Genomic DNA, 26261 nt, shown 5'->3' on the forward strand with positions numbered 1-26261 from the left:
GAGGCAGGACCACAAGAACGCGACCACAACCGTGCCCACGCAGAATGCCGTTACCGCTGACTTGGGCAGTTTCCGGCCGAAAAAGAGCATTACGGCCGCGCTAACAATCGGCAGCAGCGGAATGACCCAGATGTGTTCGAGAAAGAACATTTAAGACTCAGTAATCAGCAATTAGCATTTAGCCATCAGTATTTAGTAATCAGCATTCAGCGAATCCAACGTTCGGCCTGCCCCTGTCCCGCGACCCCTAAGCCGCCAAGGGGGCCCGAGACTGACTACTGACTGCTGATTGCTGACTGCTTCCCTACCACTTCAATAGATCGACTTCATCCACATTGATGGTTTCTTTATTGCGGAAAAAGGCGATCAGGATTCCCAGACCGACGGCAGCTTCCGCCGCCGCATCAGTGATCACGAAGATCGAAAACACCTGACCTTGGAGGTTCCACAGTCTGGAAAACGCCACCAGGTTCAGGTTTACGGCATTCAGGATCAGCTCGATCGACATAAGGATGATCACCACATTGCGCCGCGTGACCACGCCAATAGTGCCTATGACAAACAATGCCGCAGCTACTACCAGATAATCGAGAGTCGTGATCGGTCCCATATACCAGCTCTTGTTCTCTAGTTTCGAACTTCACACTTCCAACTTCAGACCTCGCACTTGCTCAGATCCGCTTCTTCGCCATTACTACCGCACCCACGATGGCCACCAGCAGAAGCAGCGATGCAATTTCAAAAGGCAACAAATACGTCTGGTAGAGCGCCAGCCCAACCTGCTGCGTGTTGCTCTGTTCCGGCAGCGAAATGGCGTTTTGCGGGAAGATGCTGCTCCCCTTCAAATAGACCACGGTGATGATTCCGCCCAGCACCAGGCTGGTCAAAATACCCAGCAGCCATTGCTGATTGAATTGTTCTTCCTTTACGTTGCGGTCAATGTTCACCAACATGATCACAAACAAGAAGAGCACCATGATCCCGCCGGCATAGAGAATCACCTGCACGCCGGCAACAAACGGGGCATAGAGCATCAAGTACAGCCCTGCGAGCGAGAGTAATGTGAAGATCAGCGCCAGCGCCGCGTGCACCGGGTTCCTGCGCGTGATCACCAAGATCGCGCTCACCATGGCGACTCCCGAGAGCAGATAGAAGAAGAACCTTGGAGCAATGGGATTCATCGCGTATACACCGTCACTTCCAGACCGCGCTCCAGGCGCGTACGGTCAAGGATCAGGCCATCGCGGCTATACTGCGCCAACTCGAAGTCCTGCGAGAGTTCCAGGGCGTCAGTGGAGCAGGATTCCTGGCACAGCCCACAGAACATGCATCGGCTGATATCAAAGGTATACCGAGTCAGAACTTTGCGCTTGGTCGTTGCATCGCGTTCGCTCTCGACTGTGATCAGGTGCTCAGGACAAGCCTTGGCGCACAGATCACAGGCGATGCACAGCGTCTCCCCCGTATCCGGATTCACGTTCAGCCGCGGCAGGCCGCGATAGCGCTCTGCAATCTGCGGGCGCTTTAGGGGATACTGCTCCGTATAGATTCGCTGCGGATGCTGATTGCGAAACGTCACCCCTAGACCCTGCAACAGGTCGAGGAGCAGGGCCTCGCGGACGAAGGTTGACAGCCCCTTTTTTCTGTTCACGAATGGCCTCCCGTGATCCAGGCCACAAGCTCCGGACCAACTCCGACCAGCGCTGTAACGATCAGTACTCCCAGGCCGACGGGCAAGAGCACTTTCCAACCCACTTTCATCAACTGGTCAAAGCGATAGCGCGGGAAGGTGCCGCGGTACCAGATGTACAGGTACATAAAAACAGCCACCTTGAAGACGAACCAAAAGATGTCCTGAATTCGGTCGCGCACCCCAGGAACAAATAGCAGCAAGCCGATGAGCCCGAGAAGCGCGCCAAACGCCCCCAGTCCCATCGTCTGGATCCGCAACATGGGGTGCTTGGGCATGCGGGCGGCGTTGTAGAAGGCAGCCAGCGCCAGCAGCAGGAAGAAAAGCCCTGGAACCAGCGAAAACACAAAGTCCCATGTCGGCCCGCTTAGCCAGTAGGTGAAAGGCCGGAGCCAACCCCCAAGCCAGAGCGTCACCGCGATCGATGAGACCGCAATCATCGCCGCATATTCCGCCAAAAAGAATAATGACCAGCGAAACCCGCTGTACTCGGTGTGAAAACCCGCTACCAGTTCCGATTCGGCTTCCGGCAAATCAAAGGGAGCGCGATTGGTTTCCGCCACCATAGCGACAGCGAAAACGCCAAATGCGATCAGTCCCAGCGGGAAGAACTTGAATACGAACCACGCATGCTGCGCTTTCTGCGCCTCCACGATGCCGATCATGCTCAGAGTTCCGACACCCGAACCGCTTCCCGCTGCATAAGGGCCTGTTCCTGTGAAGCTGGTCATCAGCACAGCCGAGACCACCGCGAGGCCCATGGCGATTTCATAGGAAACCATCTGCGCGCTCGAGCGCAGCGACCCCAACAGCGGGTAATGGGAATTAGAGGCCCATCCCGCCATGATGATCCCCAGCACGCCCAGCGAGGAAGTGCCCAGCATGAACAGAATTCCAATGTTCATGTCGGTGACGGCATGGGTCGGCCCGAACGGTACCACCAGGTAGACGGTGAACGCCGCAACCACTACCGCCAGTGGAGCCATCCAGAAGACCAGCTTGTCGGCTTCGCTGGGCATGATGTCTTCTTTGATCAACAGCTTTACCGCGTCGGCAATTGGTTGCAGCAAGCCATGCGGACCTACACGCATGGGCCCGAGCCGTACCTGCATATGCGCCAGGGCCTTGCGCTCGCCCCAATTCATCAGAATCACTGCCAGAGACACGCCCGCAAAGATGACCAGAATGTAGATAGTGGCCCAGATCAAATTCCCGGCTTGGCCCGGCGTCGTGTTCTGATTGAGATATCCCGTAAGCTGATTCAGCATTAGCGGTCCACCTCACCCAGGACGATATCTATGGTGCCGATGATGGCAACCACGTCTGCCACCAGCCGTCCCCGAACCATGGTGTCCAACGCCTGCAGGTTGACGAACGACGGTGGCCGCACGCGCACGCGATAGGGCTGTGTGGAACCGTCGCTGACGATGAAGTACCCCAGCTCGCCCTTGGGAGCTTCGATCGAGTGATAGATCTCACCTACCGGCGGCTTCAGCACTTTGGGGATTTTCGCCATAATGGGGCCTTCGGGAATCGCCCCGACCGCCTGGCGAATAATGCGCAACGATTGCCGCATTTCAGCGATGCGCACCAGGTATCGATCATAGGTATCGCCGTTCTGACCAGTGGGGATGTCGAATTCAAAATTCTTGTAAGCCGCATAGGGCTGAGCTTTGCGCAGGTCCCATTTCACTCCGCTTCCGCGAAGTACTGGACCGGTTACGCCCAAGGCTTTGCACTCATCGCCGCTGATGACTCCGACCCCCTTGGTCCGCTCTACCCATATGCGGTTATGGGTCAGCAGCTCTTCGTACTCGTCGATCTTAGGCGCAACAAAATCGCAAAACTTGATGACGTCCTTCTCAAAGCCGTCGTAGGTCTCGTACTGGCAGCCACCAATGCGGAAGGCGTGCGTTGTGAGCCGAGCGCCGCAATACTTTTCGAAGATCTTCAAGATCTCTTCACGGTCGCGGAAGCAATAGAAGACTGGAGTGATCGCACCGATATCAAGGGCATGGGTCCCTAGCCAGAGCTGATGACTCGCGACGCGATTCAGCTCGGTCAGAATAACGCGAATGTAGTTGGCACGGGGTGGGGCCTCGACATTAAGCAACTTCTCCACGGCTTCGCAATAGCCCAGCCCATTGGAGACCGCAGCCACATAATCCATGCGGTCCACGTAAGGATTGAACATCGCATAGGTGCGATTCTCCGCAATCTTCTCCACCCCCCGGTGCAGGTAGCCGATCACGCACTCGGTTCCTAGAATTTTCTCGCCATCCAGCTTCAGGATGACTCGCAGCACGCCGTGGGTCGATGGATGCTGCGGCCCCATATTGAGGGTCAGCTCAGTCGCATCCAGGAAAGTCTTGTCCTTCTCTTCCAGTTGCAGGTGCGACGCTGTCGACAACTCTTTCATTGCCCGCTCTCAATCCCCAAGTTGATCTGAACCCATTCCTTGTCTTGCTGGATGATGCCGTAATCCTTGCGCAGCGGATGTCCCTTCCAATCTTCGGGGAGCAGGATTCGCTTGCAATCAGGATGCCCTTCGAAGCGGACACCGAACATGTCATACACCTCACGCTCCAGCCAGTTAGCCGTGGGCCATAGTGGGACAACACTTGGTAATGCCGCTCCGTCGGCAATTTGCGTCTTTACTCGCATACGCTCGTTGCGCTCGAACGAGTAAAGGATGTAAATCACCTCGAAGGGAAGCTCACGTTGCGGATAGTGAACCGCGGTAACGTCCACGCAATAATCGAACTCTTCTTCGTCGCGCAGCACACTCAGGATTTCATAAACGATAGAAGCGTTCACCACCAGATAGTTCTGACCCAAATACGTACTGGCTTCGTGGATGCCGGAACCGTATTGTCGCTTGAAGCGGCTCACCAGTTCCGAATTCCAGGGTACGGGGACGGGGCCAGAGGGTTTGGGAGGAGGTGGAGCAGGCTTGGCGGTTGGAGTTCCTGCGCCCGCCGATGCGCCACCCGCGGGCGCCGCCGCAGGCTTGGCCGAAGAAGTTGTCTCCGCCGGCGTGGGCTTGGCCGGAGTCGGACTCTCAGGGGTGCTGTTTGGCTTAGTTTCGTCGGCCATATAGAAACGCGTTGCCCGCTCTTCCGCTTAAATCCATTCCAGAGCACCCTTCTTCCAGACCCAAATATAGCCAACGATCAGGATTGCCAGAAACACCAGTATCTCCACCAGGCCAAACAACCCTAGCGCCTTGAACTGCACCGCCCAGGGGAATAGAAAGATCGTCTCCACGTCGAAAACCACGAACAGGATGGCGACTATATAAAAGCGTACCGTGTAACGTCCGCGCGCATCACCGATCGGATCGACCCCGCATTCATAGGGCATCAGCTTGGTCTTTTCAGGATTGTCCGGTCTCACCAGCTTGGCTAGCCACAGTGTCAAGGGGATCAGAATCGCGATGATGGCAATGAAAAGGAAGATCGGAACATAGTTCCCTGGCATATTTTGATAGCCTCAAACCAATCCTGGGGCTCGTTGTGGCCGGCAGCGGCCCGCAGCGAGCAGAGTGCTAGCAAACGGTTTCGATCAGAACCGAGCATACTAACCTTTGTGGCGTGAGGGTTTCAAGGTTGGTATCACTTCGGTTTGTGACGTACATCACTTGGGGGCTTGCCTACCCAAATGGGGTGCTCGGCTGAATGATAGGGGGCCGACCTATCCGCCGGGCTCAAGCCCTCGTAGCTTACCGGCCATTCGTTATAATCGATTTTTTGCCTCCGTCCCTCCGCGCTGGCCGGGCAACCCGCCTCGCTTGAGGCAATCCAGAAGAGAATGTCGCTCGAAAACAAGATCTACGAACTGCGCCGCCAGAAACTGTCTCAGATCGAGGCGCTTGGTCAGCCAGCCTATCCTTACAAATACGACATCAGCCACACGATCCCACAGATTCAGGCCGATTATCAGGACAAAACTGCCGAGCAACTGGAGTCCCCTCGCATCGACGTAAGCATCTCCGGACGCATCATGGCAGTGCGCCTGATGGGCAAGGCCGGTTTCCTGCACTTGCAGCAGATGGGACAGCGCCTGCAGATCTACATAAGAAAAGATGATGTCGGAGAAAAAGGTTTCGAGCTCTTCAAGCTGCTTGATATCGGTGACCATATCGGCGTGAAAGGATACCTCTTTCGAACCAAAACGAATGAGCTTACGGTGCACGTGCAGGAAATCACTTTCCTGTCAAAGGACCTGCTTCCCTTGCCTGAGAAATGGCATGGTCTGACCGACGTCGAACTCCGATATCGGCAGCGCTATGTCGACCTCTTCATGAACCCGGAGGTTCGCGAGGTCTTCGTCAAGCGAGCCCAGGTCGTGAAGGCCATTCGCAAGTTTCTTGACGAGCGCGGCTATGTGGAGGTCGAGACTCCGATGATGCAGCCGATCGCCGGAGGCGCCGCGGCCCGGCCGTTTGTCACTCATCACAATACTCTTGACCTTGATCTCTACTTGCGCATCGCCCCCGAGCTCTACCTCAAGCGGCTGATTGTCGGCGGAATGGAACGCGTATACGAGATCAACCGCAACTTCCGCAATGAAGGCATCTCCACCCAGCACAATCCCGAATTCACCATGCTCGAGTTCTACCAGGCCTATGCCGACATGTACGACATGATGGACCTGACCGAAGCCATGCTGGCGTACGTGGCCCGTGAGGTAACCGGCGGGACGAAGGTGAGATTCGGCAACCAAGAAATTGACTGGTCGCATTGGCAGCGGCTGACTATGCGCGAAGCCATCATCAAGTATTGGCCGGAATCTGCCGCCCCCAAGCCGCAATTGTCGGACTTCGCTTTTGACGCCAACTCTATCGACCAGCTGGTCAGACGTTTCAATGCGCATCACGCCCACATGCCCTACGATCCTCAGCGGCCGCCGGGCAAAACCATTGCCGATCTGTTTGAGGCGGCGGCTGAGGAGCACCTCATCCAGCCAACGATTATTTATGAATTCCCTCTGGAGATTTCGCCGCTCTCGAAGAACAGCCGCAAGCCCGAAGATGCGAATAATTGGGTAGAGCGCTTTGAAGTCTTTGTCGGCGGACTGGAAATCGGCAACGCCTTCAGCGAACTGAACGATCCCGAAGAGCAGCGCCGGCGTTTCGAGCAGCAACTATCGCAACGCGCTCGCGGCGATGAAGAAGCCCACCAGATGGATGAAGACTACGTGCGCGCGCTCTCTTACGGCATGCCGCCAACCGGAGGCGAGGGTATCGGAATCGATCGCCTGACCATGCTCCTGACCAATTCGCCCTCGATCCGTGACGTGATCCTCTTCCCGCTGTTGCGCCCGGAAAGAGGCACGGCTACCGAGAGCGAAGAAACTGCCGAATCGGCTTGAGTCGCTGTTCTCCCCTAAGCTGCCCCGGACAACATTCGTATCGCCTCTTCCTTCCCCGCTTCGCGTGCCAGGTCAAGGGCGGTCTTCCCTTCTTCATTCTGCTGTTCGCGGTCGGCGCCATAACGCAGGAATAGGCTCAGCATGGCAGTGTCGCCGTTGTGCGCTGCCGATTGCAGGGGCGTGAACCCCTTCTGTTGCCGCGCGTTCACGTCAGCTCCGGCCTTCAGCAGAAGCTCAGCAACCTTGCTGGCCCTTGCTGAAGCAGCACTGTGCAGTGCCTGAACCTGAGTAGCGTTGCGCGCAACAGCTCGTGGATCAGCGCCTGCATCCAGAAGCACGCTTGCAGCTTCCTCCTGCGAAAAGTAGGCAGCAAAGTGCAGTGGCGTAAATCCATCCCCGGACCAGGCCCCAGCCAGATCGGGATGCGCCCTGAGCAGCTCCTCGAGCCGCTCAATCCGCCCCAGCGCTGCGGCTTCAAAAACATCCAGCGTGGGGTGGGCACGAAGCAGCAAATCGGCGAGATCGCGACGCCGCTGGTAGAGCGAGAGCATGATAGCCGACACTCCATTGCTATCTCGCGTGCCGGCCAACTGGGGAGCCTCGCGGATCAATTCCTGAAGACGTACTGCATCGCCAGCCTGGATAGCCGAAGTCACATCGGATGAGGTAGTCATGGCGCTTCAACTCCATGCCATACACTACTACCCGATAAACGGCCCGGGAAGAAATTAGGTTACGGCCCCGGCCTTGGGCCTGATTTGGGTAATGGTGGAAACCAGCTCTGGGCGCGACTCGGCTAACTGAAAGTCGGCAACAAGACAATATCAGAGGCGGGAACGGGCTCCACCGGGTATCCCGCCTTAGCCCAGGCGCGCAGGCCTCCTACGATCACGCGCGCGTCATAACCGCTCTCGCGCAGAAGATGCGCCACCCGGGCGCTGGTCGCCTCGCGCGCTCACGTGCAGTAAAGGAAAACAAGTTTTTCTTTAGGCACGTCCGCCGTAGCCGCCGTCAGATTATTCGGTTCAAGACGAATGGAATGGCGAATGCGTTGCGCCCCGGCATCGTAGTAGCCGTGGCTGCGGACATCGGCCACGATCACCGCGCCGGCATCTGACTGCAGCCTTTCCATTACTTCCTCGATTTGCACGCGTGGCACCACGCGATAGACGCGATGCTGCCAATACAGATAGAAGCGATACACCATATAGACCAGTATCGCGATTACCAACGCCGAAGCCAGCGTGTGACCCACCGTGGCAAGTCCACGCGCCAGCAGTTCGAAGAACTGACTGAACAGGTATCCGATGGAGACGTAGGCCGAAACATACAGCGCGCAGCCAATGAAATCCAGTCGCAGGAACTGGCCTAGGCTCATTTTCATACTGCCGGCCAGCGGGGGAGCCATCGTGTTAACGCCAGGGATGAACTTCGCGATCATCAGAGTCACGCGCCCGCGCCGGTAGAAAGACTCGGCGGAGCGAAGAATGCAAGTCTCAGGATTGACCGCCAGCCGGCATAGAACTCCCAGCAGCAGCCATCCCATTTTGCGCCCAAGGAGAAAAAGGATGAGGTCCCCCAGCATGATGCAAAAGATTCCGACCAGCAGCACCCCCGGGAAGGTCATCCGGTGCAAGGCCGCGGCCGCGCCAGCGGTCACCAGCGCCAGCGCCGCTGGAATGGGAAGACCCAGGGCCTCCAGAAAGACCAGCAAGGCCAGTACAGCGTAACCGTGACGGGTGATCAGTGAAGTCAGTTCATGCATGTCTAAGACTTAAGATTCGGAACGGGCGAAATAGGTACGAGAAATCTTCAAGCTTGGATCTGCTCGGTTAGACCTTTTGCAGTCGAATCTGGTGGCGTATTGAATTGGCGTCGTGTGGCAGGCTAATTGATGTCCATCAGCGGACCGATGATCCCCTTACCTCGGGTACTTCCGTTGCTGACCGTTACCGAGGGTAACGTGGCCGACTTTGGTGACGTTACGCCACCGCTGCAGCTTGGCTAAGCTTCTGAGTGCACGGGGGTCAACGGTATGGCCAAGATTGCGGCAAAGGCATCAACACCTACGCAAAACGGAGCACGAATCCTTTACGGTGAATCAGACAGCCTCATTCTGGCCTCCCAGGCTGCGATGTTTCAGCGCGCAGGCTACCAGGTCCAGCAGGCGGAAGGCCGCAAGGCGATTGAGCAGACATTGAAATCCGGGCACTTCGATCTTGTGGTTTTGGGCCACACCCTCACCAGGGACGACCGTCATCACCTCCCCTATATGGCCAAGAAAGCGGATCCCGATCTCCAGGTCCTGGTGCTGCATGCCAGCGGCAAGCATCATGCAGTGGACCTCGCAATCGACTCGCGCGACGGTGAAGAAGCCGTGCTACAGGCGATCTTATCGCTGCTCGAGCGAGTTGCTGTAACTGCATGATCGAGATTCGGTCTGGAAAACGCGCTCGGGAGTTGTCGGATCTTCTCTTGGCCAAACCAGTCCGCTAAAGAAAGAACACTCACTCTTATCACGGCAACGGTTGCAGCACCGCATTGCTCAGAAAGGGATCGTCGAACTCCGTTCGCTCGCCCGCCTTCTTCCCTGCCACGGGTTGGAGCCGCCCAGATAAAGGCTTCTTCCAACGGACGGCCAGTGAAGCAACATCGCCCAGAATCCCTGCCAGTTGCTCCTCGGAAACGTCGCCGGGCAAGGGAACCGTATCCAAACCCGTGCCGCACACCGCTGAATATGCCAGCAGGGCATCGATCGTGTACGCGCCCTGACTCCACCGCTCTGCCAGACGTTCGTCTTCCAGCACCGGCACCATCAGTCCGATATATCCGACCTGCTTCACTGCAACCGCCCGCACGGCTGAGGTGATCATTGCTGCCGCCGTAAGCGTTCCGCTCGATCCAAAGCGTGCACCGGTAAACTTCTCGATCGCCGCGCCAATCGAGACTTTGCCCAGCGGCGCCGGGGTAGGATCGAGGCCTGTATAGGTCCAACCGGAGGTCTTCTCGATCTGCCGCGCGACACGCTCGCAATCCTGCGCATGGCGAGTGAGTTCCTCGGTAAGCCGCTGGCGAGCTGTCGCGTAGTCGCCAGGACTTGCGGCTAGCACGGCGTCCACCACATTTGCTGATTCCAATCCCACCGAGAACTGGTGCCCCGCGCCAAGATGATAGGAGCCGGGATAGAACGGGCCATAGGGCTCCAGCATCGCTGTCACGGTGAAATTGAAGTTTCCCTGGCTACGCGGGCTATGTTCTTCCACGTACTTAATTACTCGCGCGGCGGCGTGCACAGCCTTCCAATGCACGCCGTCGGGGCCCGCTGCAATGATGCTCGCTTCCAGACTCTTGTTCTCGGAAAGAACCCTTGCCAGCAGTTCCGCCGCATGCGGATCGTCGTTGTCCGCCACCATGGCTGGGCCGATATTGGGGTCAAACGATTCGCGACGCGAAAATTCGTCATAGTTGCGGAAAAACTCCAGCGCCGCGGCATCGGACATCCCTTTCGTGTACTGCGGGAAGGGCTGGGTAGTGATGCGGACCGACTCGACCTCGTATCCGGCTCGCTCATATTCCTGCTTGGCCCCGCGCAACATTTTCAGCGTGTCCGCCAGTTGCTGCTGGTATTTTGAGATGTCCAGCTGAATGAATGCTGTAATCGCTCGCACTTTGGGTTTCGTAGTTAGCGCTGAGGATTTCGCGGTTTGTGCGAACGCGTTATCTGCCAACAGCAGAATCAACACACAATAGACAGAGCACGACCATCGCGAGTGACGCGTGATCGCCATTCTTGGCCTCCGCAAAATGAAATATTTGGACTAGGCGCAGGATTCACCGTTCCACAAACTCGTGCTTGCTGATTCCTCGATTACAGATCACCCGATCGCGATTGAGTTACAGGTCCTCTCGCTTCGCACCCCTCGTTTTTCCTTGGTGATCTCATTTCCCGCCGGCCTTACCTCCAGGCGCACCCTTCATTTCCACCAGAATGCCCTCGTACGGCTTGTCACTCGTATTCTTGACCTCGTGCTGCGTGGCCGTCCTCCATTCCACTTGTCCCGCTTTTCCGCTGGTGGCTGTCGTCTTGCCGTCAGCCGTCGTAACCTGTGCCTTGGTGTCGGTCAGGAACACCTGCACATTATCGGGATGGCCGTGCATCGGCGATTTTTCTCCCGCGTCGAAGTGGTAGCGGATCACCCGCACCTGCTCATTCTCAAACTCAACTTTGTCGTGTTTTGGATCCGCTGCAACCACATCTTTCGCGCCCGCCGGCAGCGACGACGATGGCTTCTTCGGCTCGACTAAAATTCCTTCTATGCTCTTGTCTCCGGTATTTTCCACAATGTGTGTTGTGGGGTTTCGCCACGCCGCCGCCCCCGCTTTCCCATGAATTTCCGCGACCTTGCCATCCGGGGTCGTGACCTTACCATTCACATCCGTCAGATAGATATTCACCATGGCGGGATGACTGTGGTTGGCGGTCTTGTCTCTCGGCGGGATCACGTATCGCACCACGCGAACCTGATCGTTTTCAAACTCCACTTTGTGGTGGGAGGCGTCCGCCTTTACGGCATCAAGATCCTGCGCGACAGCCGGCGACGAACCCAGGCAACCCAATACCAGCACAGCTAGCAATCCGGTAATGCAAGCCAGCAAACGCATAGACACCCCCTAGGGCGCGCAATTGTACTCTAGGTTGTGCAATTGGCAAGCATCCCGGGCGGGATTCGCTGACCCAAGGAGCAGACATAAAACTGCATTCGCGGCGCTTCTCAGATTACCGCTGCTATCCCAGAAACCTCATGCCTTCTGAGATGTTCATGCGGGAAGCGCGATAGGAAGGCAGGAATGCGCTGATCAACCCGACCAGAGCAGCCAGCAACAACGCGGCGAGCATGGTAAGCGGCGTAACTCTCATTCCGGTTCCGACACCAATCGCCATGGGCGACTTGGTCACGGCCTTCACGAGCACGCTGCCAATCATCACTCCGAGCACTCCACCCAGAAGCGAAAGGAACATGGCTTCGCCGACGAACAGCGAAAGGATCGTCTGGCGCGTGAAACCCAGGGTTCTCAGGATGGCGACTTCGCGCGTGCGCTCTCGGATCGACATCGCCATGGTATTGGCCGAGACCAGCAGAATGGCAAACACTACCGCTGCACCGATTCCCAGGATGAACGCCTTGACGTTCCCCAGCATGGCGATGAACTCCAGTTGGAAGTGTTTTTCCGTTTCTGTTTTCGTCGGCTGCGGCGAGTTGCGAAACATCTCATCGATTCCGCGTGATACGTCTGCTACTGCTTCCGGGGAATCTGCGAGGATGAAAAAGAACCCTGCGCTTCCTTTAAAGTAGGAGACGAGCTCCTCCAAATATTTGTAATGAAAATATAGTGTTTTATTGGGGTTGACCGCCGTGTAGATGGCCCGGATGGTCAGCTCCAGATTCGCCGGAAACAGCACGCCCTGAATCACAACCCGATCCCCCAACTTCCAGCCGTATCGCGCCGCAAGTTCGCGATCGACCATGCAGCCGGCGCGGTCACGCTGCCAGGCGGCAAGCTCATCAGCAGGCACGAACTTGTCGGTGGCTACCTGCATGTATTCGTCAGGATCCGTGGCGAACTGGGCAAAGAAGTTCTCCGGCTTATCGTCTTTGTAGCGTCCGCCAAACCAGGTCATCGGTACGACATGGGCAACTCCTGGCACTGCGCGAATCTTCTCGCGATAGAACGAAGGCAAGAAAAAGGTCAGCGAGACCTTGTGCCGCGTCATTAGGCGTGCCGCCGACTCTGGCGTGCCCTTATCGATATAGAAGCTGCGCCAGATCGTCATCAGAAACGTGAGCAGCAATAGTGAAAAACTGATGCTGAGCACAGTGAGAACGCTGCGCCGCCGGCTGCGAAACGCATTCTTGGTGACGAATCGCGTCAGGGTCATAATCGTGCGAGTCTCGACCTGAATCTATCAGCCAGAATATTGATAGGCTACTACTGGGAAGAACGGTTGAATGTGAATTAGGTCACGCCTGAAATGAAATTGGGCTGAACAGCTCTTGGCAGGCCAACGCTGATTTTTCACCGCTATTGCGGAAGCCCTATCTTGCGGACTAGTCCCTGAAATCGCGGATCGGAACGCAGGGGGTCGAATTCCGGGTTATCGCGTATCCACAAAATAATAGAATGGGTTTCATAGGCTCGGCTCAACTGCTGGAGGGCTCGTTCCTTATCGCCGAGATCGGCATAGTCCAGGGCTAGGAAATACTCGGCATCCCGGCAGTGTTCGTGAAACTTGATACTCTCGCGCAGAAAGCCTTCACGCCCGCCTTGTGCGTACGCCCGCGGTAGCGGCTCGATAAGTAATTCCATGCGCTCACTCGGTTTCCAATAAGGGAGGGCGCCCTGCAGTACCTGGCTCGCCTCGCTGAATTTTCCCTCTCGCCGCAAAGCCCAGTACAAAGAGTCATATGTGACGTACAAGGCCGGGTTTAAACTCAAAGCCTTTCGGTATTCCGAGATTGCTTTGTCGTACTGACGCGCTTGCTGGAAGGTCTGTCCCGCTTGGTGGTGCGCAATCGCCGACAAAGGATCGAGCTCCAGCGTCGTCGCCAGTTCCCGAACAGCCTCCTCATGACGTCCCATGATCGAGAGATACTCGCCGTACCATTGATGACCGGTGGCATAGTTCGGGTTCAGCTCCAGTGTCTTCTTGAACTCGCGCTCCGCTGCCGCGAAGTCCCAGTCCTGGTAGAGGAGGATTTCTGCGGCCGCCAGATGCGCCTCTGCCAGCGAATCATCAAGCCTGATCGCCTTTTCGGCGGCCTGCCTCGCTCTTGGATTCGCCTCCGAATATGGCGTCGTTGTGATCATCGGCAGCACAATGTAGGTGTGCGCCAGGCCCGCATAGCTGCCCGCATCGTTGGGATCTTCCTGAATCGCGCGGTTGAAATATTCCACTGCCTTGGCGAGGCTCTCTTTCGTGCGCAAAGCCCAGTAATGACGTCCCAGCAGGTAGTCTTGAAAGGCCTGCGGATTCGTGGGCCGATTGCGAGCGAAGTGCTGCTGTTGCTGCGGCGTCAACCGAAGCTGGATCTGCCGAGCGATATCCTGCGCTAGATCGGCCTTTAGCTCGAAGACATCGTTTAGGCGCCGATCGTACTCTTCCACCCACAAGTGGCCATCGGTTGATCCCTGGATTAATTGAACGCGAACCCGCACCCTGTCTCCGGAGCGTTCCACCGATCCTTCCACAACAGCATCTACATTTAGTTCGCGCGCGATCTCCGGGACTTTTTTGTGCGTTCCTTTGTATTGCATGGCGGAAGTCCGCGAGATCACTTTTGGTCCAGCCAGCTTTGCCAGATCGGTGATGATTTCGTCCGTCATGCCGTCGGCAAAGTATTCCTGCGCGGCATCCCCCGACAGGTTCTCCAGCGGTAGCACGGCGATGGACCCGATCGGTCCCGGTAGTGTTGGTCGGGCCTCCTGAAAACGCAATTTCAGCCCGACAAATGCGGCGATCACCATTCCGCTCGCTAAGAGGATGAGCGCACCGCCAGCATGCCAACGCCTGTTGGCCCCCTTTGCCGCTTTCCTGGATATGTCGGGCGCAATGACCACTCCTGTGCCTACATCGCTGCCTGCTGCCTCCTCAGATTGGGTTATGGGCCCAACCCGCACCCTTTCCTGAATTTCACTCTGGATGAATTCAGATTGGGGAGTGCTTGGACCGGGCCCGGCCAGCTCTGCGGAAGGCAGGCTCACCGGTGCAATGAATCGGTAGCCGCGCCGCCCTACCGTTTCAATGAATCTGGGATTTGTTGCGGAATCTCCCAGCGCCTCCCGCAACTTGCGAACTGCCGTGCTGATGCCGCGTTCGAAGTCAACGAAGGTATCGGCCGGCCACAGCTCCTGGCGCAGTTCCTCCCGCGTAAACACCCGTCCGGGCTCTCGCAACAATAAGGTGAGAACGCGGAAAGGAAGGTTCTGCAGCCGGATCGTGTCCTGGCCCTTCTTCAGTTCAGCAGAATGCAGGTTTGCTGAATACAGGCCAAAGCGAATCGTCTCCTGACCCCGCAACATCTCCGGAGCCACCCCTCAATCTGGCCAGAGTCGATAGCAATTTTGATCGGGAGTCTATCAAAGCCCGAGATGGCAACCAATGGGCAGTTGATCCTTCCAGGCAAATCTTCCAAATTCAGGTACTTACCAGTTGATTGAAAGTTAGTCTGTCGTCCATTGACCAATTCCGTCTTTTCTCCGAAAGTCCCCTCCACTCCCCGGATTTCCACAGCCCAGTTGAACTCAGACGGGCACCGGAATTGCCGGGCCTGCCCCGCGAAGCTCAACCATCGAGGAGAAGACCATGTCAGGAACAACGATCCGGTTGCGTCACTTTCGTTTCGCTGTGCTTTTGTTCGCGGCGTCGGTGTGCCTTGCTCAAAAAGATCCCGGCGTTCGCCCGGGACCGGCGGGAGCCGGCAAAGCGCTCGATGGACTCACGCTCATCGAGCAGTCAATGTTCGATGAAGGCGTGCAGAGAGCAGTACAACTGGAAGCCGTCTGTGACGATTGCAACGATATACAGCTCGGCTCTTTTACCTATCCGGCGAAAGCAAATCTCGTAACCCAAACCAATTCTGCCGGCCTCGGCGTGCGCTTTAACGGTGATCAATGCACCGTCTGCCACAACCAGCCGGCGCTCGGCGGCTCCGGCGGGTTCATGGTGCCGAATCCACAGGACCCTCCCAACCTTCAGCGCCCGCCAGAAAATCCCATGTTCGACTTGATCTCGCACCGCAAGGGTGCGACCAACTACGTCCCTTCATTCATCGAGCAGTACGGGCCGATCCGTGAGGTTCGCTTTGCCAAGAAGCCGAACGGCACTCCAGACGGCGGCGTTCATCAGCTCTTCACTGTCGTTGGCCGTTCCGACATCTTTCCCAGCGGGCAGACCAACACCTGTACCGCAGGAGTTTTGCCGTCGATCGATTTTGAAGACCAATTCCGCAGAGGTAACCTGCGCTTTCGCATTCCGTTGCAGCTGTTCGGTCTCGGCATTCTTGATGGTATTCAGGATCGGGAAATTCTGGGCCGTCATCAGGCAACCGCCTCCCTTCGCCGCGAACTCGGGATCTTCGGCACTCCCAACCGCAGCGCCAACGACGGCACAATCACGCGCTTCGGCTGGAAGGCGCAAAACAAATCCATCACCATCTTTGCCGCGGAAGCCTACAACGTGGAAATGGGCGTCACCAATGACCTCTTCCCGCAGGCAACCGACGAAAATCCCGACTGCACAGCGGACAAGAGTGAACCCAACGATATCTTCCGCACCGACGACAATGACGACCGCAACCAGGCCTTTGCCAATCCACTGCATGAACTTCCCGACTGGCTGATGTTCGCCGTCTTCATGCGCTTTCTGGATGCACCCAAGCCAGCGCCGTTCTCAGCCAGCGCCCAGCGTGGCCAGCAGTTGTTCGGCACGGGACCGGAGAATCCCGGCATCGGCTGCTTTGCCTGTCACACTCCCACCATGGTGACTCCACCAAGGAGCGAAACTCCAGCCCTGCAAAGTTTGACCGCACATCCCTACACAGACTTGCTGATCCATCACATGGGCAAAGGGCTCGCAGACGACATCACCCAAGGGCTGGCTACCGGCGACATGTTCCGCACCACCCCGCTGTGGGGCGTCGGCCAGCGCATCTTCTTCCTGCACGACGGTCGCACCAACGACCTGCTGAAGGCGATTGAGGCACACTCTTCACCGGCTAGCGAGTGTGACAACAACTCACAACACGATTCTTCCGACTCGGCCTGCTATAGTCCCTCCGAAGCAAACGGAGTGATCTCACGCTTCAACCGGCTGTCGCAAGCTGACAGACAGGCCATCTTGGATTTCTTGCGCGCGTTGTGAAATTCGCTTGAAATTCTGTGTGCGCAAAGGAGAAGGGCTGCCCGCAGCAGCCCTTTTCCGCTTGCTGTTTGTCTCGTGTGGCTCTTCGAACGCTTCGGTCCGTCTCTGCCCGCTGTGTTAAATTAACTTTCAGGCGGGCCAGTAGCTCAGTCGGTAGAGCATCGCCCTTTTAAGGCGAGGGTCGTAGGTTCGAATCCTACCTGGCTCACCAGATTTTGCCTGCAGTCTAGTTGCCCTGTTTTTCGATTTCAGCGAATGCACGGTTTGCTGCAGCCCGGTTGGCTCGTTGGTGCGACTAGACTATCGAGCCACCTGAAGCCCTGGCATCCCTGGTCTTGAGGCGTTCGCCAACATCTCGCGCGTCTGTCTCACTTCCCACCCTAACAATTCTATGACCTTGATCGCCAATGCAGTACTGGAGCGCATCAGGTCTACGAGCTGTTCGCGCGAGACATAGGCGATGGTAGAGTCTTCGATAATTTCAGCCTTCAGGCTGTGAGGTTGGTTGCTGATAATCGCAGGCAATCCCAATACAGTGTTTGGTCCAGCGACCCTCGAACCAAGCACTTTGCCTTGAGCGGACACGAAGGAAAGCTGGGCCTGGCCGGTCGAGATCAGATAAATTCCATCCGCCCGCTGCCCCTGGTAGAAAAGAACGGATCCCTTGGTTTTGGGGAGCGGAGTCGATCTTTTTTGCAATTCCTGCAGCAGCCCGGAATTAGCTTCAAGTGGCGATAACGATTCGTTCAACATCTTAGTTCTCTGACAAAAGAAATGTGTTCATCGGCAATAGACTTGACTCTCTTTCCCCTTATAGCTCAAGAGCCAAGAGCAAAATGGAAAATATTTTTAGAGACAAAAGAAGTATTGTACGAAGCGTAAAAAGTAGCTGGGAGCGATGCAGATCGTTACCGCTTCGTGCATGCCTATCTGATCCGGGGAATCTGCAAGGAGCCTGAAATTAAGCCTTCTCCTGTGATTTTGGTGAAGGCAACCCACCTTCACTCCGCGCTGATCTGCATGGTTTCGTCGATCGACAACTGGTGTGGCGAGCCAGCCGGGGCTTCTCCCGAGTATGTGGCCACGATTCGGAAACTGTTGTCCGAAACCTCAGAACTGTATTGATACTGCCCCCGACGAGGCGACTGCATCGAAATGTCGCCGTTGGAAATCAAATCCTCGATCGGAACATACTTGCCATCGGAAGCAAGATGACGGCGCTCGGCGTTGGCGATGGCAATCAGGTCGTTTTTCACCCCTACTAGGTCAACGCTTGCTCGGGGTGACGATGCCGCTCCCTGCGGCGACAGGCTGGTGGCTTGGCGCATGTAGAGATACGCGCCGACCACCAGAGCGAAAAGCAATCCGACCATGCCGAAAAGACGAGCCATAGGACCTCCACCCGTCAGTTTCGGCTCGAACCTAACCTGGCACAAGTAACCAGCGTGCTGCACCTGTCTGTGTTGGGAGCGTGTCGTTCGAAGAATGAGGAGTTACGACTCAGCTAGCCCGATCGTACACCTGCCCAGGCTGCTGGACCGACTTGACGCCGCTGGACGGCTTTGCCGCCGGCCGGTTCCATTCGATTGTGCCGATGCACTGAGTCGCCATATCCACACCCCAAATTACCGGCCGCGCTTTCACGCAAAGCGACTCGATGAAGCGACGCTGCCGCGATCCCAGGACATTTTCCGGCAATATGGAAAAATGACGGAATATCCACAACAAGCGGACACACTCAAACAAGCTGGGGCGGATGTAATGTACCCCCGTGCGAGTACGCACAACTACGACGCCATGAGCCAGTTTACTCCACATTCAGATGTCTTCCGGAATACAGGGCTATACGTGGGGGCGAAGTCTGAAATGTACTCCTGCCCAAAAAACGCTGCAAGTGAAATTTGCAAAAAATTGGGCTAAACCCCACCTTTAACAATCCTATGGTAAGTACGGGTGGAAAACAGCAATTCCAAGTGCGGCGGTGAGAATGGCCGGCTTCGCAGTGGCGCAAGCTCCGGGTCCCAAGCCGTTCCGAATTCGTCGGGCCACAGCTGAACCTACTTTGCCATGGGAGGAGCGGCCAAGCGTTCCAATTCAGCCATCAGATGGGGCAACCGGATCGGCTTGAGCAGAACCAGATCCACCCCCGAGGCCCGCGCTTCCAACTCCGTATGCGAGGTGCTGTAGCCAGTGATCAGGATGATAGGAGCGTGGGGCTTGCGCTCACGAAAAGCGCGGCTGACTCGCAGCCCGGCGCTGGCCACCAGGCGATCGAGAATCAGGGCAAAGTAGTTTTCCCGTTCCAGAAGCTGCATGGCTTCAGAGGCACTGGAAGCCTGGTGGACGATCATACCGTTCATTTCCAGGTGACGTGCGATCACCTCACGCACTGCATCGTCGTCCTCAACCAGCAAGACATGCCCTGTCATTAGGGCTATTTTGCCCCTATTTCCGCCGGATTCGCTGGTTACAAGAGTGAGTCGTCCCGCGAGCAAGACCCCCGTAAGTGCTGGCCCCTTCGGGTGATAGCTGGCGGGCGAATCAAGGTTATGCTTCTTCCAAAATTTCCCCAGGGATGCAAGCGGATTCGGCCGGGGCGAGAGACTGATGGCCGGAAAAAGGGTTGCTTCCCAGACTGAAACTTTGGTCACCGGCTTGGGGCGGAAGCACCTAGATTCCTCGCAACGGTCTTCCAGGCGACGGGTTCTCACAGGTGGTAGCAGAAAGCGCAGGACCCGGCACAGAGTGCCGATCAAAACTGCGGTATGGCGGACAAGGTGAACGGGTCGTCAGGAGGGCTGCAGCATATGAAGACCATGCGACTGTTTACGATCAGAATCGCGGTGTTTCTGTCAGTGGTATTGGTTGCGTCGACGTTTGCGGAGGACCCGCCATCGCGAGCGGTCCGTTTGCAATACGTCACTGGGCAGGTCTCGGTACAACCCGGCGGTGTGAACGACTGGGTTGCCGCCAGCATCAATCGGCCAATAGCAGCCGCCGACCGCGTTTGGACAGACAAGGATTCCCGCGCCGAGCTTCACCTGGGCACGGCCGCTATACGCATGAACGCCGAAACCAGTCTCACCTTATCCAACCTTACCGACAATACCGTGCAGGTGGAACTCGATCAGGGCACGCTGAATCTGCGCATTCGGCGCCTATACAGCGGCGAGATCTATGAGGTCGACACGCCCAACCTTGCGTTCACGATTCGCAAAACCGGTGTATATCGCTTTGACGTGGATTCTAATGGCGACACTACGAATGTAACCGTATTCAAAGGTGAGGGCGATGCCACCGGCGATGGCCCGGTCGTGCGAGTTCGTTCTCATGAGCAAGCGCGGTTTATGAGCGGTAAGTCGATGGCGCACCAGCTTGTCTCTGCGCCAGGCTTCGACGGCTTTGACGATTGGTGCCGTGTCCGCGATGATCGCGAAGACAAATCTGTCTCCGCACACTACGTCTCGCCCGGTGTTCCGGGAGCCGACGATCTGGATGACTACGGCTATTGGCGAACTATTCCCCCCTACGGTCCAGTATGGGTACCAACGGCGGTTGTCGCTGGCTGGGCGCCCTATCGTTACGGACACTGGATTTTTGTTGCGCCCTGGGGCTGGACTTGGGTGGATGACGCGCCTTGGGGTTACGCCCCCTTCCACTATGGCCGATGGATCTACAACAGCGGATATTGGGGATGGGTACCTGGGCCGGTTGCGGTACGCCCGGTGTACGCTCCTGCGCTGGTCGCGTGGGTAGGCGGCGAGCACTGGGGAGTTGGAGTTTCGGTCGGAGTGGGCGCTGGCGTGGGATGGTTTCCGCTCGGCTACGGTGAACCCTACATTCCCTACTATCATTGCAGCCGCGATTACTTCCACAACGTAAACGTCGCGAACACGCACATAACCAACATCACTTACGTCACCAACAACTACTACAACAACACGACGAATATTGCCCACATCAAGTACGTCAACCAGGGCGTGCCTGACGGCGTAACCGTGGTGCATCGTCAGGTTATGGAGAACTCGCAACCGGTCGCCAGGTCCATCGTGCACGTGGACGCCAGAGAGTACTCTGGGGCCTCGGTGATGGCGGGACCCGGCGTGGATCCCTCCAGGCACAGCGTGCTGGGGATGCATGCGGGCGCACCTTCAGCAGCGCCGCCAGCTCACGTGATTTCGCGGCCAGTAGTGTCACGCATTGCTCCTCCGCCGCGGCCAGCTCCGTTCCGGGAAATTGAAAAGGACCGGGATGGCGACAGAGATCGAGACAAGGACAGAGGTCAAGGCGGGCACTTCGGCAATCCAGATCGCAACGAACCCGCCGGGCATGCTCCAGGGCGGCAGTCCGAGCCGGCAAATGCGAACAATGCTCCGCCATTTCGGCGAGATAACGAAAATCCTCACACTGGAGATTCCGCCGAAAATCCGTCGGGAAAGAACAACGCTAATCCTTCGGCTTCAATGCCACACCCCACAAAAACAAACGAGGGTCGTGAGCAGCAGGCGACCGATCCTGATCATGGACGCAGATATCCGCATCCTCCGGACCACGATACCGACCGGCCAGACCAGTCGGCTGGCAACAACAGGCATAACGGAAATAACGGGAACAACGCGGACCATCCTGCTTCCAGTCCCTCTCGGAACGACGACGCTCGCGGTGATAACAACTCATCGCAACGTCCGGTGAACGCCGGTAATGAACACAACACCCCACATCCTCCGGACCACGATACCGACCGGCCAGACCAGTCGGCTGGCAACAACGGGCATAACGGAAATAACGGGAACAACGCGGACCATCCTGCTTCCAGTCCCTCTCGGAACGACGACGCTCGCGGTGATAACAACTCATCGCAACGTCCGATGAACGCCGGTAATGAACACAACACTCCACATCCTCCGGACCGCGATACGGACCGGCAAGGCCAGTCGGCTGGCAATAACGGGCATAACGGAAATAACGGGAACAGTGCTGGGCAGGCTGCTTCCAATCCCTCTCGGAACGACGACTCGGCCCGCGGCAACAGCCCCCCGCCGCAACCCGCCGCCAATGGCGGTAATGGACACACAATTCCGCGTCCGCCCGAACGAGGCTTCGGCCGTGGTATGGACACTCCGGACAATACCGTGAGCCATAACGCGAGCCAGCCCGCGCCCAGCCCGAAAAATGACGACACGCGGCGCAATAAATCTGCGCCTGCTCCGCCGGCGAGCGCCCAAATTCGCTCGGCGCCTCGGCCTCCGGAGCGGAGCATGGATCGGGCGGATACTCGCGGCAATTCGTCTCAGCCTGCGGCCAATGTTCCAAAGAACAACGGCAATAACGGCCCTTCGCGTCCGAACCAGGGAGCAACGCGCACGAACGTCTCCATGGATCGACCAACGCCTCATGTAGACCACAGTGCGCCCGCTCCGCCAGCGCAGCACAACACAAGCTCGCCAGCGCCGCACAGTGCTCCGGCGGAGCAGCACCACGCTTCTCCTCCGTCGCACGATTCCAAACCAGCTCAACATGAGGGAAAATAAATCCTGATCCGGTTCCGAATGCCGGGCCGACAGTGGCCCGGCAGTCGGAAGAAAGCATTCAGCAATCAGCATTCAGCAGATCCGCGAGTTTCCGCGGCCCCGGAATGAATATTGCTTCCGTAAACCTTGATTCCTCTTCCCGCGCACACCATCTGAGTGTCAAATAGCCAGTTCGCCCGGAGGTTCGCCGCGTGGAATACGTAAATCTGGGCAGTGCTGGTCTGAAAGTATCGCGCCTTGCCCTTGGGATGATGACGTATGGAAGCTCGAAGTGGCGTCCCTGGGTGCTGAATGAAGCCGACAGCCGGCCCTTCATTCAGCGCGCGCTGGAACTGGGAATCAACTTTTTCGACACAGCAGACATGTACTCGTTGGGTGAAAGCGAGGCCGTACTCGGACGCGCCTTGAAAGACTCTGGCGTAGGCCGCGAGAAGGTGGTCGTGGCCACCAAGGTCTTCTTCCCCATGGGAGAGGATCCCAATCAGAAAGGCCTCTCGCGCAAGCACATCGTGCTCTCGATTGAAGCCAGCCTGCGCCGGCTGAACATGGACTATGTTGATCTCTATCAGATTCACCGCTTCGATCCCGATACCCCCATCGACGAAACTCTGGAAGCGCTCAATGACGTTCTGCGCGCCGGAAAAGCGCTCTACCTGGGAGCATCCTCGATGTACGCCTGGCAGTTTGCGCGGATAATCTACACTGCCGAGCGGCTCGGAGGTCCACGCTTTGTGAGCATGCAGAACCACTACAACCTGGTCTATCGTGAAGAAGAGCGCGAGATGATTCCGTTCTGCCGCGCAGAAGGTATCGCGGTGCTTCCCTGGAGTCCTTTAGCCCGTGGCTTCGTCATGGGCAATCGCAACCGCGAAGACTTCGGTGACACGCAACGAGCCAAGACGGACGACTACGCTCACAAGTTGTACTACCGGGACAGCGATTTCAAGATCGTCGAGCGAGTAACGGAAATCGCCTCCCGACGTGGAGTGTCCAACGCGCAGATTGCGCTCGCCTGGTTGTTGCAACAGCCAGGCGTGACCGCGCCAATCATTGGAGCGAGCAAGCTGTCACAGCTGGAAGATCTAGTCCAGGGGCTGAGTCTCAGGTTGGACGAAGCCGAAGTTAAGGCACTGTCTGAGCTTTATGAGCCGCATCCCGTGTTGGGGCATCATTAATGTTGACCAAGATCGGCCTTCTCAAGCTGATCATTCTAAGTATCCACCAGCCTCCTGCGGCTGCAGCTAGATGTTTAAGCGTGTGTCCACTCACGATATGACGGACGACAAAAACCTGCCTGTCAAAGGTCTCTAGTATTTTTGCCAGTAAATAGAACCCCACAGCGAATCCAAAATCGTATCTACGAGTATAGTGCCCTGGTACAACAAGCATTAGCAGGACTACAAGCACGGCATAGGCTTGCACGGCGACATAAAAGCGCAGGTCGCCAGCCCCGCGCAACTCACTCTGCCACCACTGAAACACGCTCCACCCTCCGATCGCCAGGAGCACAGGTAGGAGCCACAATCCGGCCGCCAAACTGATCCTCTCGGCGATTAATGCCGCGACTAACGCCGCAAAAACGATAGTCATTGGCAACCGATCCCATACCAGCCGCGTGTTGTCCGGAGCCAGATGGTAGTAAGCCGACCCAAAGGCAGTAAGGAACAACCCGAAGCACATGACGGCGTATGGCCATTTCTCGCGCGAATCAACGAATACTCTCGGTTCGCCTGGACGAACACTCCCAAAAATGAGCTTCAGACCGAACAACCCTATTATTGCGAAGGCGATGTTCGAGATCACATTGCCAAAATTGGGGACTCCCAGCCATGATCTTTGATCGGCAAAATCGTGATAGCTTTGCGGCTGCGGGAGCCTAGGCAAGAGTAAAGCTGCCGCCGTCACAATCGCTGTCAGGATTAGCAACGCCAGGGCTGCTTTTTTCCCCGACATAAATGCAGATGAGTATAGCTGCCCTGCGAGCCTGTCCCAGCCAGAATCGATCAGTCAGGAAAGCGGCTAGAATATTCACCATGCCGGCTGAAACGGATCAACCTCCTCCACCAACTTCGTCCCGTCCTGTGGGTGTCCTTGTGGTTACGGGACTACTGTCGGCGGCCCTCGGCGCTCTGCTAGTGCTCGCCGTTCACAATAAACAAGCTACAGCCTGGGAGCACTTGTGGTCCGCGGCTATCGCAAGAACCAGCCAGATCGACCTGAGTCAGCCAGCCGTTGTTAATCGCATTCAGCAATTGAAACGGTTGGAAACAGTCAGCTACAACATGGAAAAGATCGTATCCGGCCAGCGGGAGGGCAAATTGCTGCCCGATTTTATGGTAGGCGATCGCCTGCTGCTGGTGGCGCATGGTGAAGTTATCGCCGGAGTGGATTTCAGCCAATTGCAGGCGGCAGATGTTTCGGTGCATGGAAAGGAGGTGCGGCTACACCTACCTGAATCACGAGTACTTCTGACTCGCCTCGATAATCAAAGTACGCGCGTTTACTCACGGGAAACCGGCCTGTTCGTGGCCGTGGACCCAAATCTTGAAACGGAAGTTCGTCAGAGCGCGGAGCGTCGACTTCTGGAGTCTGCGCTAGACGACGGCATTCTTAATATTGCTCGCCAGAATGCTCAGACTGCATTGACCGGAGTTCTCACGGGGTTGGGATTCACGAAGGTTGACTTCGACTAACCGGGGCACTTCTGCCTCACGGTCAAACGCCTGTTCGACCTTTCGCAATTGTTGTCGATCTTCGTCTAATCCTGATTGCTCATTGCCATCCATGGCGTGGCTCGGCCTGACATCGTTCGCCTTCAGCCGAGCCCAAGGCAGGGAAACGATAAAAACCTGCGCCGCCACTGGGGTTCTAAGATGTCCAATTTACGCCTTGCTATCGCCCATTCGTGGCCACAATCCTACAGCTGCCTTCCTTTTTCTATAGATGGTTTACCTGATCGACGCGTCCGCTGAGCGACTTTAGTCTGACGGCGGTGCGATTCTCCAGGTGCCAGCGATCGTGAGATAGCCGCGATCATGGCGAGCGCCTCCCTGGCAGGCCGCAAGTCCACGCGAAAGGAGTTCGGCGATGCTTTGGACAATCTTTGTGATTCTATTGATTCTGTGGCTGTTAGGGCTAGTGAGCTCATATACCTTTGGAGGCTTTATTCACATCCTGCTGCTGATCGCGGTGGTGGTGCTGATCCTCCAACTGGTTCAAGGACGCAGGCCTGTGGTTTAGCCGGTATTTGAGAGGAAGCGCGGCCACAACATAGGTTTCTATGGCGCCAGAAAAAGGAGACGACCATTGCGAGATGGTGGTCTCCTTTGGTTTCTAAAACTGAATAAATTTCTATAAGGCACGCCGTTCATGGCAGCCGAGTAACCCGCGCAGCCCTTGCCATAGTTACTGGGCCAATCACGTCCAACCTCACGCGTTGAATGCCCTTAGTTTCCAGGTCTAGAGCCCGGGCTGCCGCGTAGGAAAGATCGATGATTCTGCCATCGACGACTGGCCCGCGGTCATTGACGCGGACGACTACCGACCTATGATTAGCCAGATTGGTAACTCGGACATGGGTGCCTAGCGGCAGTGACGGATGCGCCGCCGTGTATTCGTACATGTTGAACACTTCTCCGCTGGCCGTGAGTCTGCCTTGAAATTGCCGACCGTACCAGGACGCAATCCCAACCTGGAAGAGCCTCCAACGACCCATGGGTGCCTGATTGGCAGCTGCCCAAAGGCTCCC

27 protein-coding genes and 1 tRNA gene are annotated in these 26261 nt (G+C 56.8%); 8 read left to right on the top strand and 20 right to left on the bottom strand.

Annotated features, from left to right (window positions below; all coding sequences use genetic code 11):
• Positions 1-304: 304 nt before the first annotated feature.
• From nuoK to VEG30_07965, 7 genes are all read right to left on the bottom strand, one after another.
• Positions 305-610, bottom strand: coding sequence for an NADH-quinone oxidoreductase subunit NuoK (gene nuoK / locus VEG30_07935; protein HXZ79843.1), 306 nt, complete (start codon positions 608-610; stop codon positions 305-307).
• Positions 611-671: 61 nt separating this feature from the next.
• Positions 672-1181, bottom strand: a complete 510-nt coding sequence (locus VEG30_07940) for an NADH-quinone oxidoreductase subunit J (GenBank protein ID HXZ79844.1) — start codon at positions 1179-1181, stop codon at positions 672-674.
• Entirely contained in the window at positions 1178-1651 is a 474-nt protein-coding gene (locus VEG30_07945; GenBank protein HXZ79845.1) for an NADH-quinone oxidoreductase subunit I, read from the bottom strand. The genes VEG30_07940 and VEG30_07945 overlap by 4 nt, the downstream gene beginning before the upstream one ends.
• Entirely contained in the window at positions 1648-2958 is a 1311-nt protein-coding gene (locus VEG30_07950) for a complex I subunit 1 family protein (GenBank protein HXZ79846.1), read from the bottom strand. The genes VEG30_07945 and VEG30_07950 overlap by 4 nt, the downstream gene beginning before the upstream one ends.
• Entirely contained in the window at positions 2958-4109 is a 1152-nt protein-coding gene (locus tag VEG30_07955; GenBank protein HXZ79847.1) for an NADH-quinone oxidoreductase subunit D, read from the bottom strand. The genes VEG30_07950 and VEG30_07955 overlap by 1 nt, the downstream gene beginning before the upstream one ends.
• On the bottom strand, positions 4106-4786 hold the full coding sequence (locus tag VEG30_07960) for an NADH-quinone oxidoreductase subunit C (protein HXZ79848.1): 681 nt from the start codon (positions 4784-4786) through the stop codon (positions 4106-4108). Before VEG30_07960 ends, VEG30_07955 begins: the two co-directional genes overlap by 4 nt.
• Before the next feature lie 27 nt (positions 4787-4813).
• Positions 4814-5170 (bottom strand): NADH-quinone oxidoreductase subunit A, encoded by a 357-nt coding sequence (locus VEG30_07965; protein HXZ79849.1) that lies wholly within the window; start codon positions 5168-5170, stop codon positions 4814-4816.
• A gap of 330 nt (positions 5171-5500) precedes the next feature.
• Between VEG30_07965 and lysS the strand changes: the two genes are divergently transcribed.
• Complete coding sequence (gene lysS / locus VEG30_07970) at positions 5501-7063, top strand: lysine--tRNA ligase (protein HXZ79850.1); 1563 nt, start codon at positions 5501-5503, stop codon at positions 7061-7063.
• Positions 7064-7077: 14 nt separating this feature from the next.
• Here lysS and VEG30_07975 read toward each other — a convergent pair whose 3' ends face one another.
• The 3 genes from VEG30_07975 to VEG30_07985 all read right to left on the bottom strand — a co-directional run bounded on the left by VEG30_07975 (position 7078) and on the right by VEG30_07985 (position 8828).
• A complete protein-coding gene (locus tag VEG30_07975) occupies positions 7078-7737 on the bottom strand; it encodes an ankyrin repeat domain-containing protein (protein ID HXZ79851.1) in 660 nt (219 codons plus the stop codon).
• Positions 7738-7859: 122 nt separating this feature from the next.
• Entirely contained in the window at positions 7860-7994 is a 135-nt protein-coding gene (locus VEG30_07980) for a hypothetical protein (protein ID HXZ79852.1), read from the bottom strand.
• Positions 7995-8018: 24 nt separating this feature from the next.
• Entirely contained in the window at positions 8019-8828 is an 810-nt protein-coding gene (locus tag VEG30_07985; protein ID HXZ79853.1) for a VTT domain-containing protein, read from the bottom strand.
• Between the two features lie 270 nt (positions 8829-9098).
• On the opposite strand from VEG30_07985, the gene VEG30_07990 reads away from it, so the two are divergent.
• Positions 9099-9491, top strand: coding sequence for a hypothetical protein (locus tag VEG30_07990; GenBank protein HXZ79854.1), 393 nt, complete (start codon positions 9099-9101; stop codon positions 9489-9491).
• An 88-nt stretch (positions 9492-9579) separates the two neighbouring features.
• On the opposite strand, the gene VEG30_07995 is transcribed toward VEG30_07990, so the two are convergent.
• The 4 genes from VEG30_07995 to VEG30_08010 form a co-directional block, all read right to left on the bottom strand.
• Positions 9580-10851 (bottom strand): DUF711 family protein, encoded by a 1272-nt coding sequence (locus tag VEG30_07995; GenBank protein ID HXZ79855.1) that lies wholly within the window; start codon positions 10849-10851, stop codon positions 9580-9582.
• A gap of 151 nt (positions 10852-11002) precedes the next feature.
• On the bottom strand, positions 11003-11725 hold the full coding sequence (locus VEG30_08000) for a hypothetical protein (protein HXZ79856.1): 723 nt from the start codon (positions 11723-11725) through the stop codon (positions 11003-11005).
• A 124-nt stretch (positions 11726-11849) separates the two neighbouring features.
• A complete protein-coding gene (locus tag VEG30_08005; GenBank protein HXZ79857.1) occupies positions 11850-13001 on the bottom strand; it encodes an FtsX-like permease family protein in 1152 nt (383 codons plus the stop codon).
• A gap of 143 nt (positions 13002-13144) precedes the next feature.
• Positions 13145-15154 carry a winged helix-turn-helix domain-containing protein gene (locus VEG30_08010; GenBank protein HXZ79858.1) on the bottom strand — a complete coding sequence of 670 codons (2010 nt, stop codon included), beginning with the start codon at positions 15152-15154 and terminating at the stop codon, positions 13145-13147.
• A 271-nt stretch (positions 15155-15425) separates the two neighbouring features.
• Here VEG30_08010 and VEG30_08015 point away from each other — a divergent pair, with 271 nt between their 5' ends.
• Complete coding sequence (locus VEG30_08015) at positions 15426-16982, top strand: di-heme oxidoredictase family protein (GenBank protein ID HXZ79859.1); 1557 nt, start codon at positions 15426-15428, stop codon at positions 16980-16982.
• Between the two features lie 135 nt (positions 16983-17117).
• Positions 17118-17193 (top strand) — tRNA-Lys (locus VEG30_08020).
• 89 nt (positions 17194-17282) lie between these two features.
• Here the strand turns inward: VEG30_08020 and VEG30_08025 are convergent.
• From VEG30_08025 to VEG30_08040, 4 genes are all read right to left on the bottom strand, one after another.
• Positions 17283-17735 carry a Crp/Fnr family transcriptional regulator gene (locus VEG30_08025; protein HXZ79860.1) on the bottom strand — a complete coding sequence of 151 codons (453 nt, stop codon included), beginning with the start codon at positions 17733-17735 and terminating at the stop codon, positions 17283-17285.
• Positions 17736-17983: 248 nt separating this feature from the next.
• Positions 17984-18373, bottom strand: coding sequence for a hypothetical protein (locus VEG30_08030; protein HXZ79861.1), 390 nt, complete (start codon positions 18371-18373; stop codon positions 17984-17986).
• 109 nt (positions 18374-18482) lie between these two features.
• Positions 18483-18800, bottom strand: coding sequence for a hypothetical protein (locus VEG30_08035; protein ID HXZ79862.1), 318 nt, complete (start codon positions 18798-18800; stop codon positions 18483-18485).
• Between the two features lie 239 nt (positions 18801-19039).
• The gene (locus tag VEG30_08040; GenBank protein HXZ79863.1) at positions 19040-19411 is read right to left on the bottom strand and encodes a response regulator; all 372 of its coding nucleotides are present in this window, start codon (positions 19409-19411) and stop codon (positions 19040-19042) included.
• A gap of 378 nt (positions 19412-19789) precedes the next feature.
• Here VEG30_08040 and VEG30_08045 point away from each other — a divergent pair, with 378 nt between their 5' ends.
• Positions 19790-22513 carry a DUF6600 domain-containing protein gene (locus tag VEG30_08045; protein ID HXZ79864.1) on the top strand — a complete coding sequence of 908 codons (2724 nt, stop codon included), beginning with the start codon at positions 19790-19792 and terminating at the stop codon, positions 22511-22513.
• Between the two features lie 191 nt (positions 22514-22704).
• Positions 22705-23688 (top strand): aldo/keto reductase, encoded by a 984-nt coding sequence (locus VEG30_08050; protein HXZ79865.1) that lies wholly within the window; start codon positions 22705-22707, stop codon positions 23686-23688.
• Here the strand turns inward: VEG30_08050 and VEG30_08055 are convergent.
• The gene (locus VEG30_08055; GenBank protein HXZ79866.1) at positions 23636-24466 is read right to left on the bottom strand and encodes a hypothetical protein; all 831 of its coding nucleotides are present in this window, start codon (positions 24464-24466) and stop codon (positions 23636-23638) included. The two genes, VEG30_08050 and VEG30_08055, sit on opposite strands and share 53 nt — an antisense overlap.
• Positions 24467-24546: 80 nt before the next feature.
• Between VEG30_08055 and VEG30_08060 the strand changes: the two genes are divergently transcribed.
• Positions 24547-25206 carry a DUF4230 domain-containing protein gene (locus tag VEG30_08060; GenBank protein HXZ79867.1) on the top strand — a complete coding sequence of 220 codons (660 nt, stop codon included), beginning with the start codon at positions 24547-24549 and terminating at the stop codon, positions 25204-25206.
• A gap of 394 nt (positions 25207-25600) precedes the next feature.
• Positions 25601-25753 (top strand): lmo0937 family membrane protein, encoded by a 153-nt coding sequence (locus VEG30_08065; GenBank protein HXZ79868.1) that lies wholly within the window; start codon positions 25601-25603, stop codon positions 25751-25753.
• A gap of 127 nt (positions 25754-25880) precedes the next feature.
• On the opposite strand, the gene VEG30_08070 is transcribed toward VEG30_08065, so the two are convergent.
• Positions 25881-26228, bottom strand: a complete 348-nt coding sequence (locus VEG30_08070; GenBank protein ID HXZ79869.1) for a septal ring lytic transglycosylase RlpA family protein — start codon at positions 26226-26228, stop codon at positions 25881-25883.
• Between the last annotated feature and the right edge of the window lie 33 nt (positions 26229-26261).

The sequence above is a fragment of the Terriglobales bacterium genome (assembly GCA_035624455.1).
Lineage (GTDB): Bacteria > Acidobacteriota > Terriglobia > Terriglobales > Acidobacteriaceae > DASPRM01.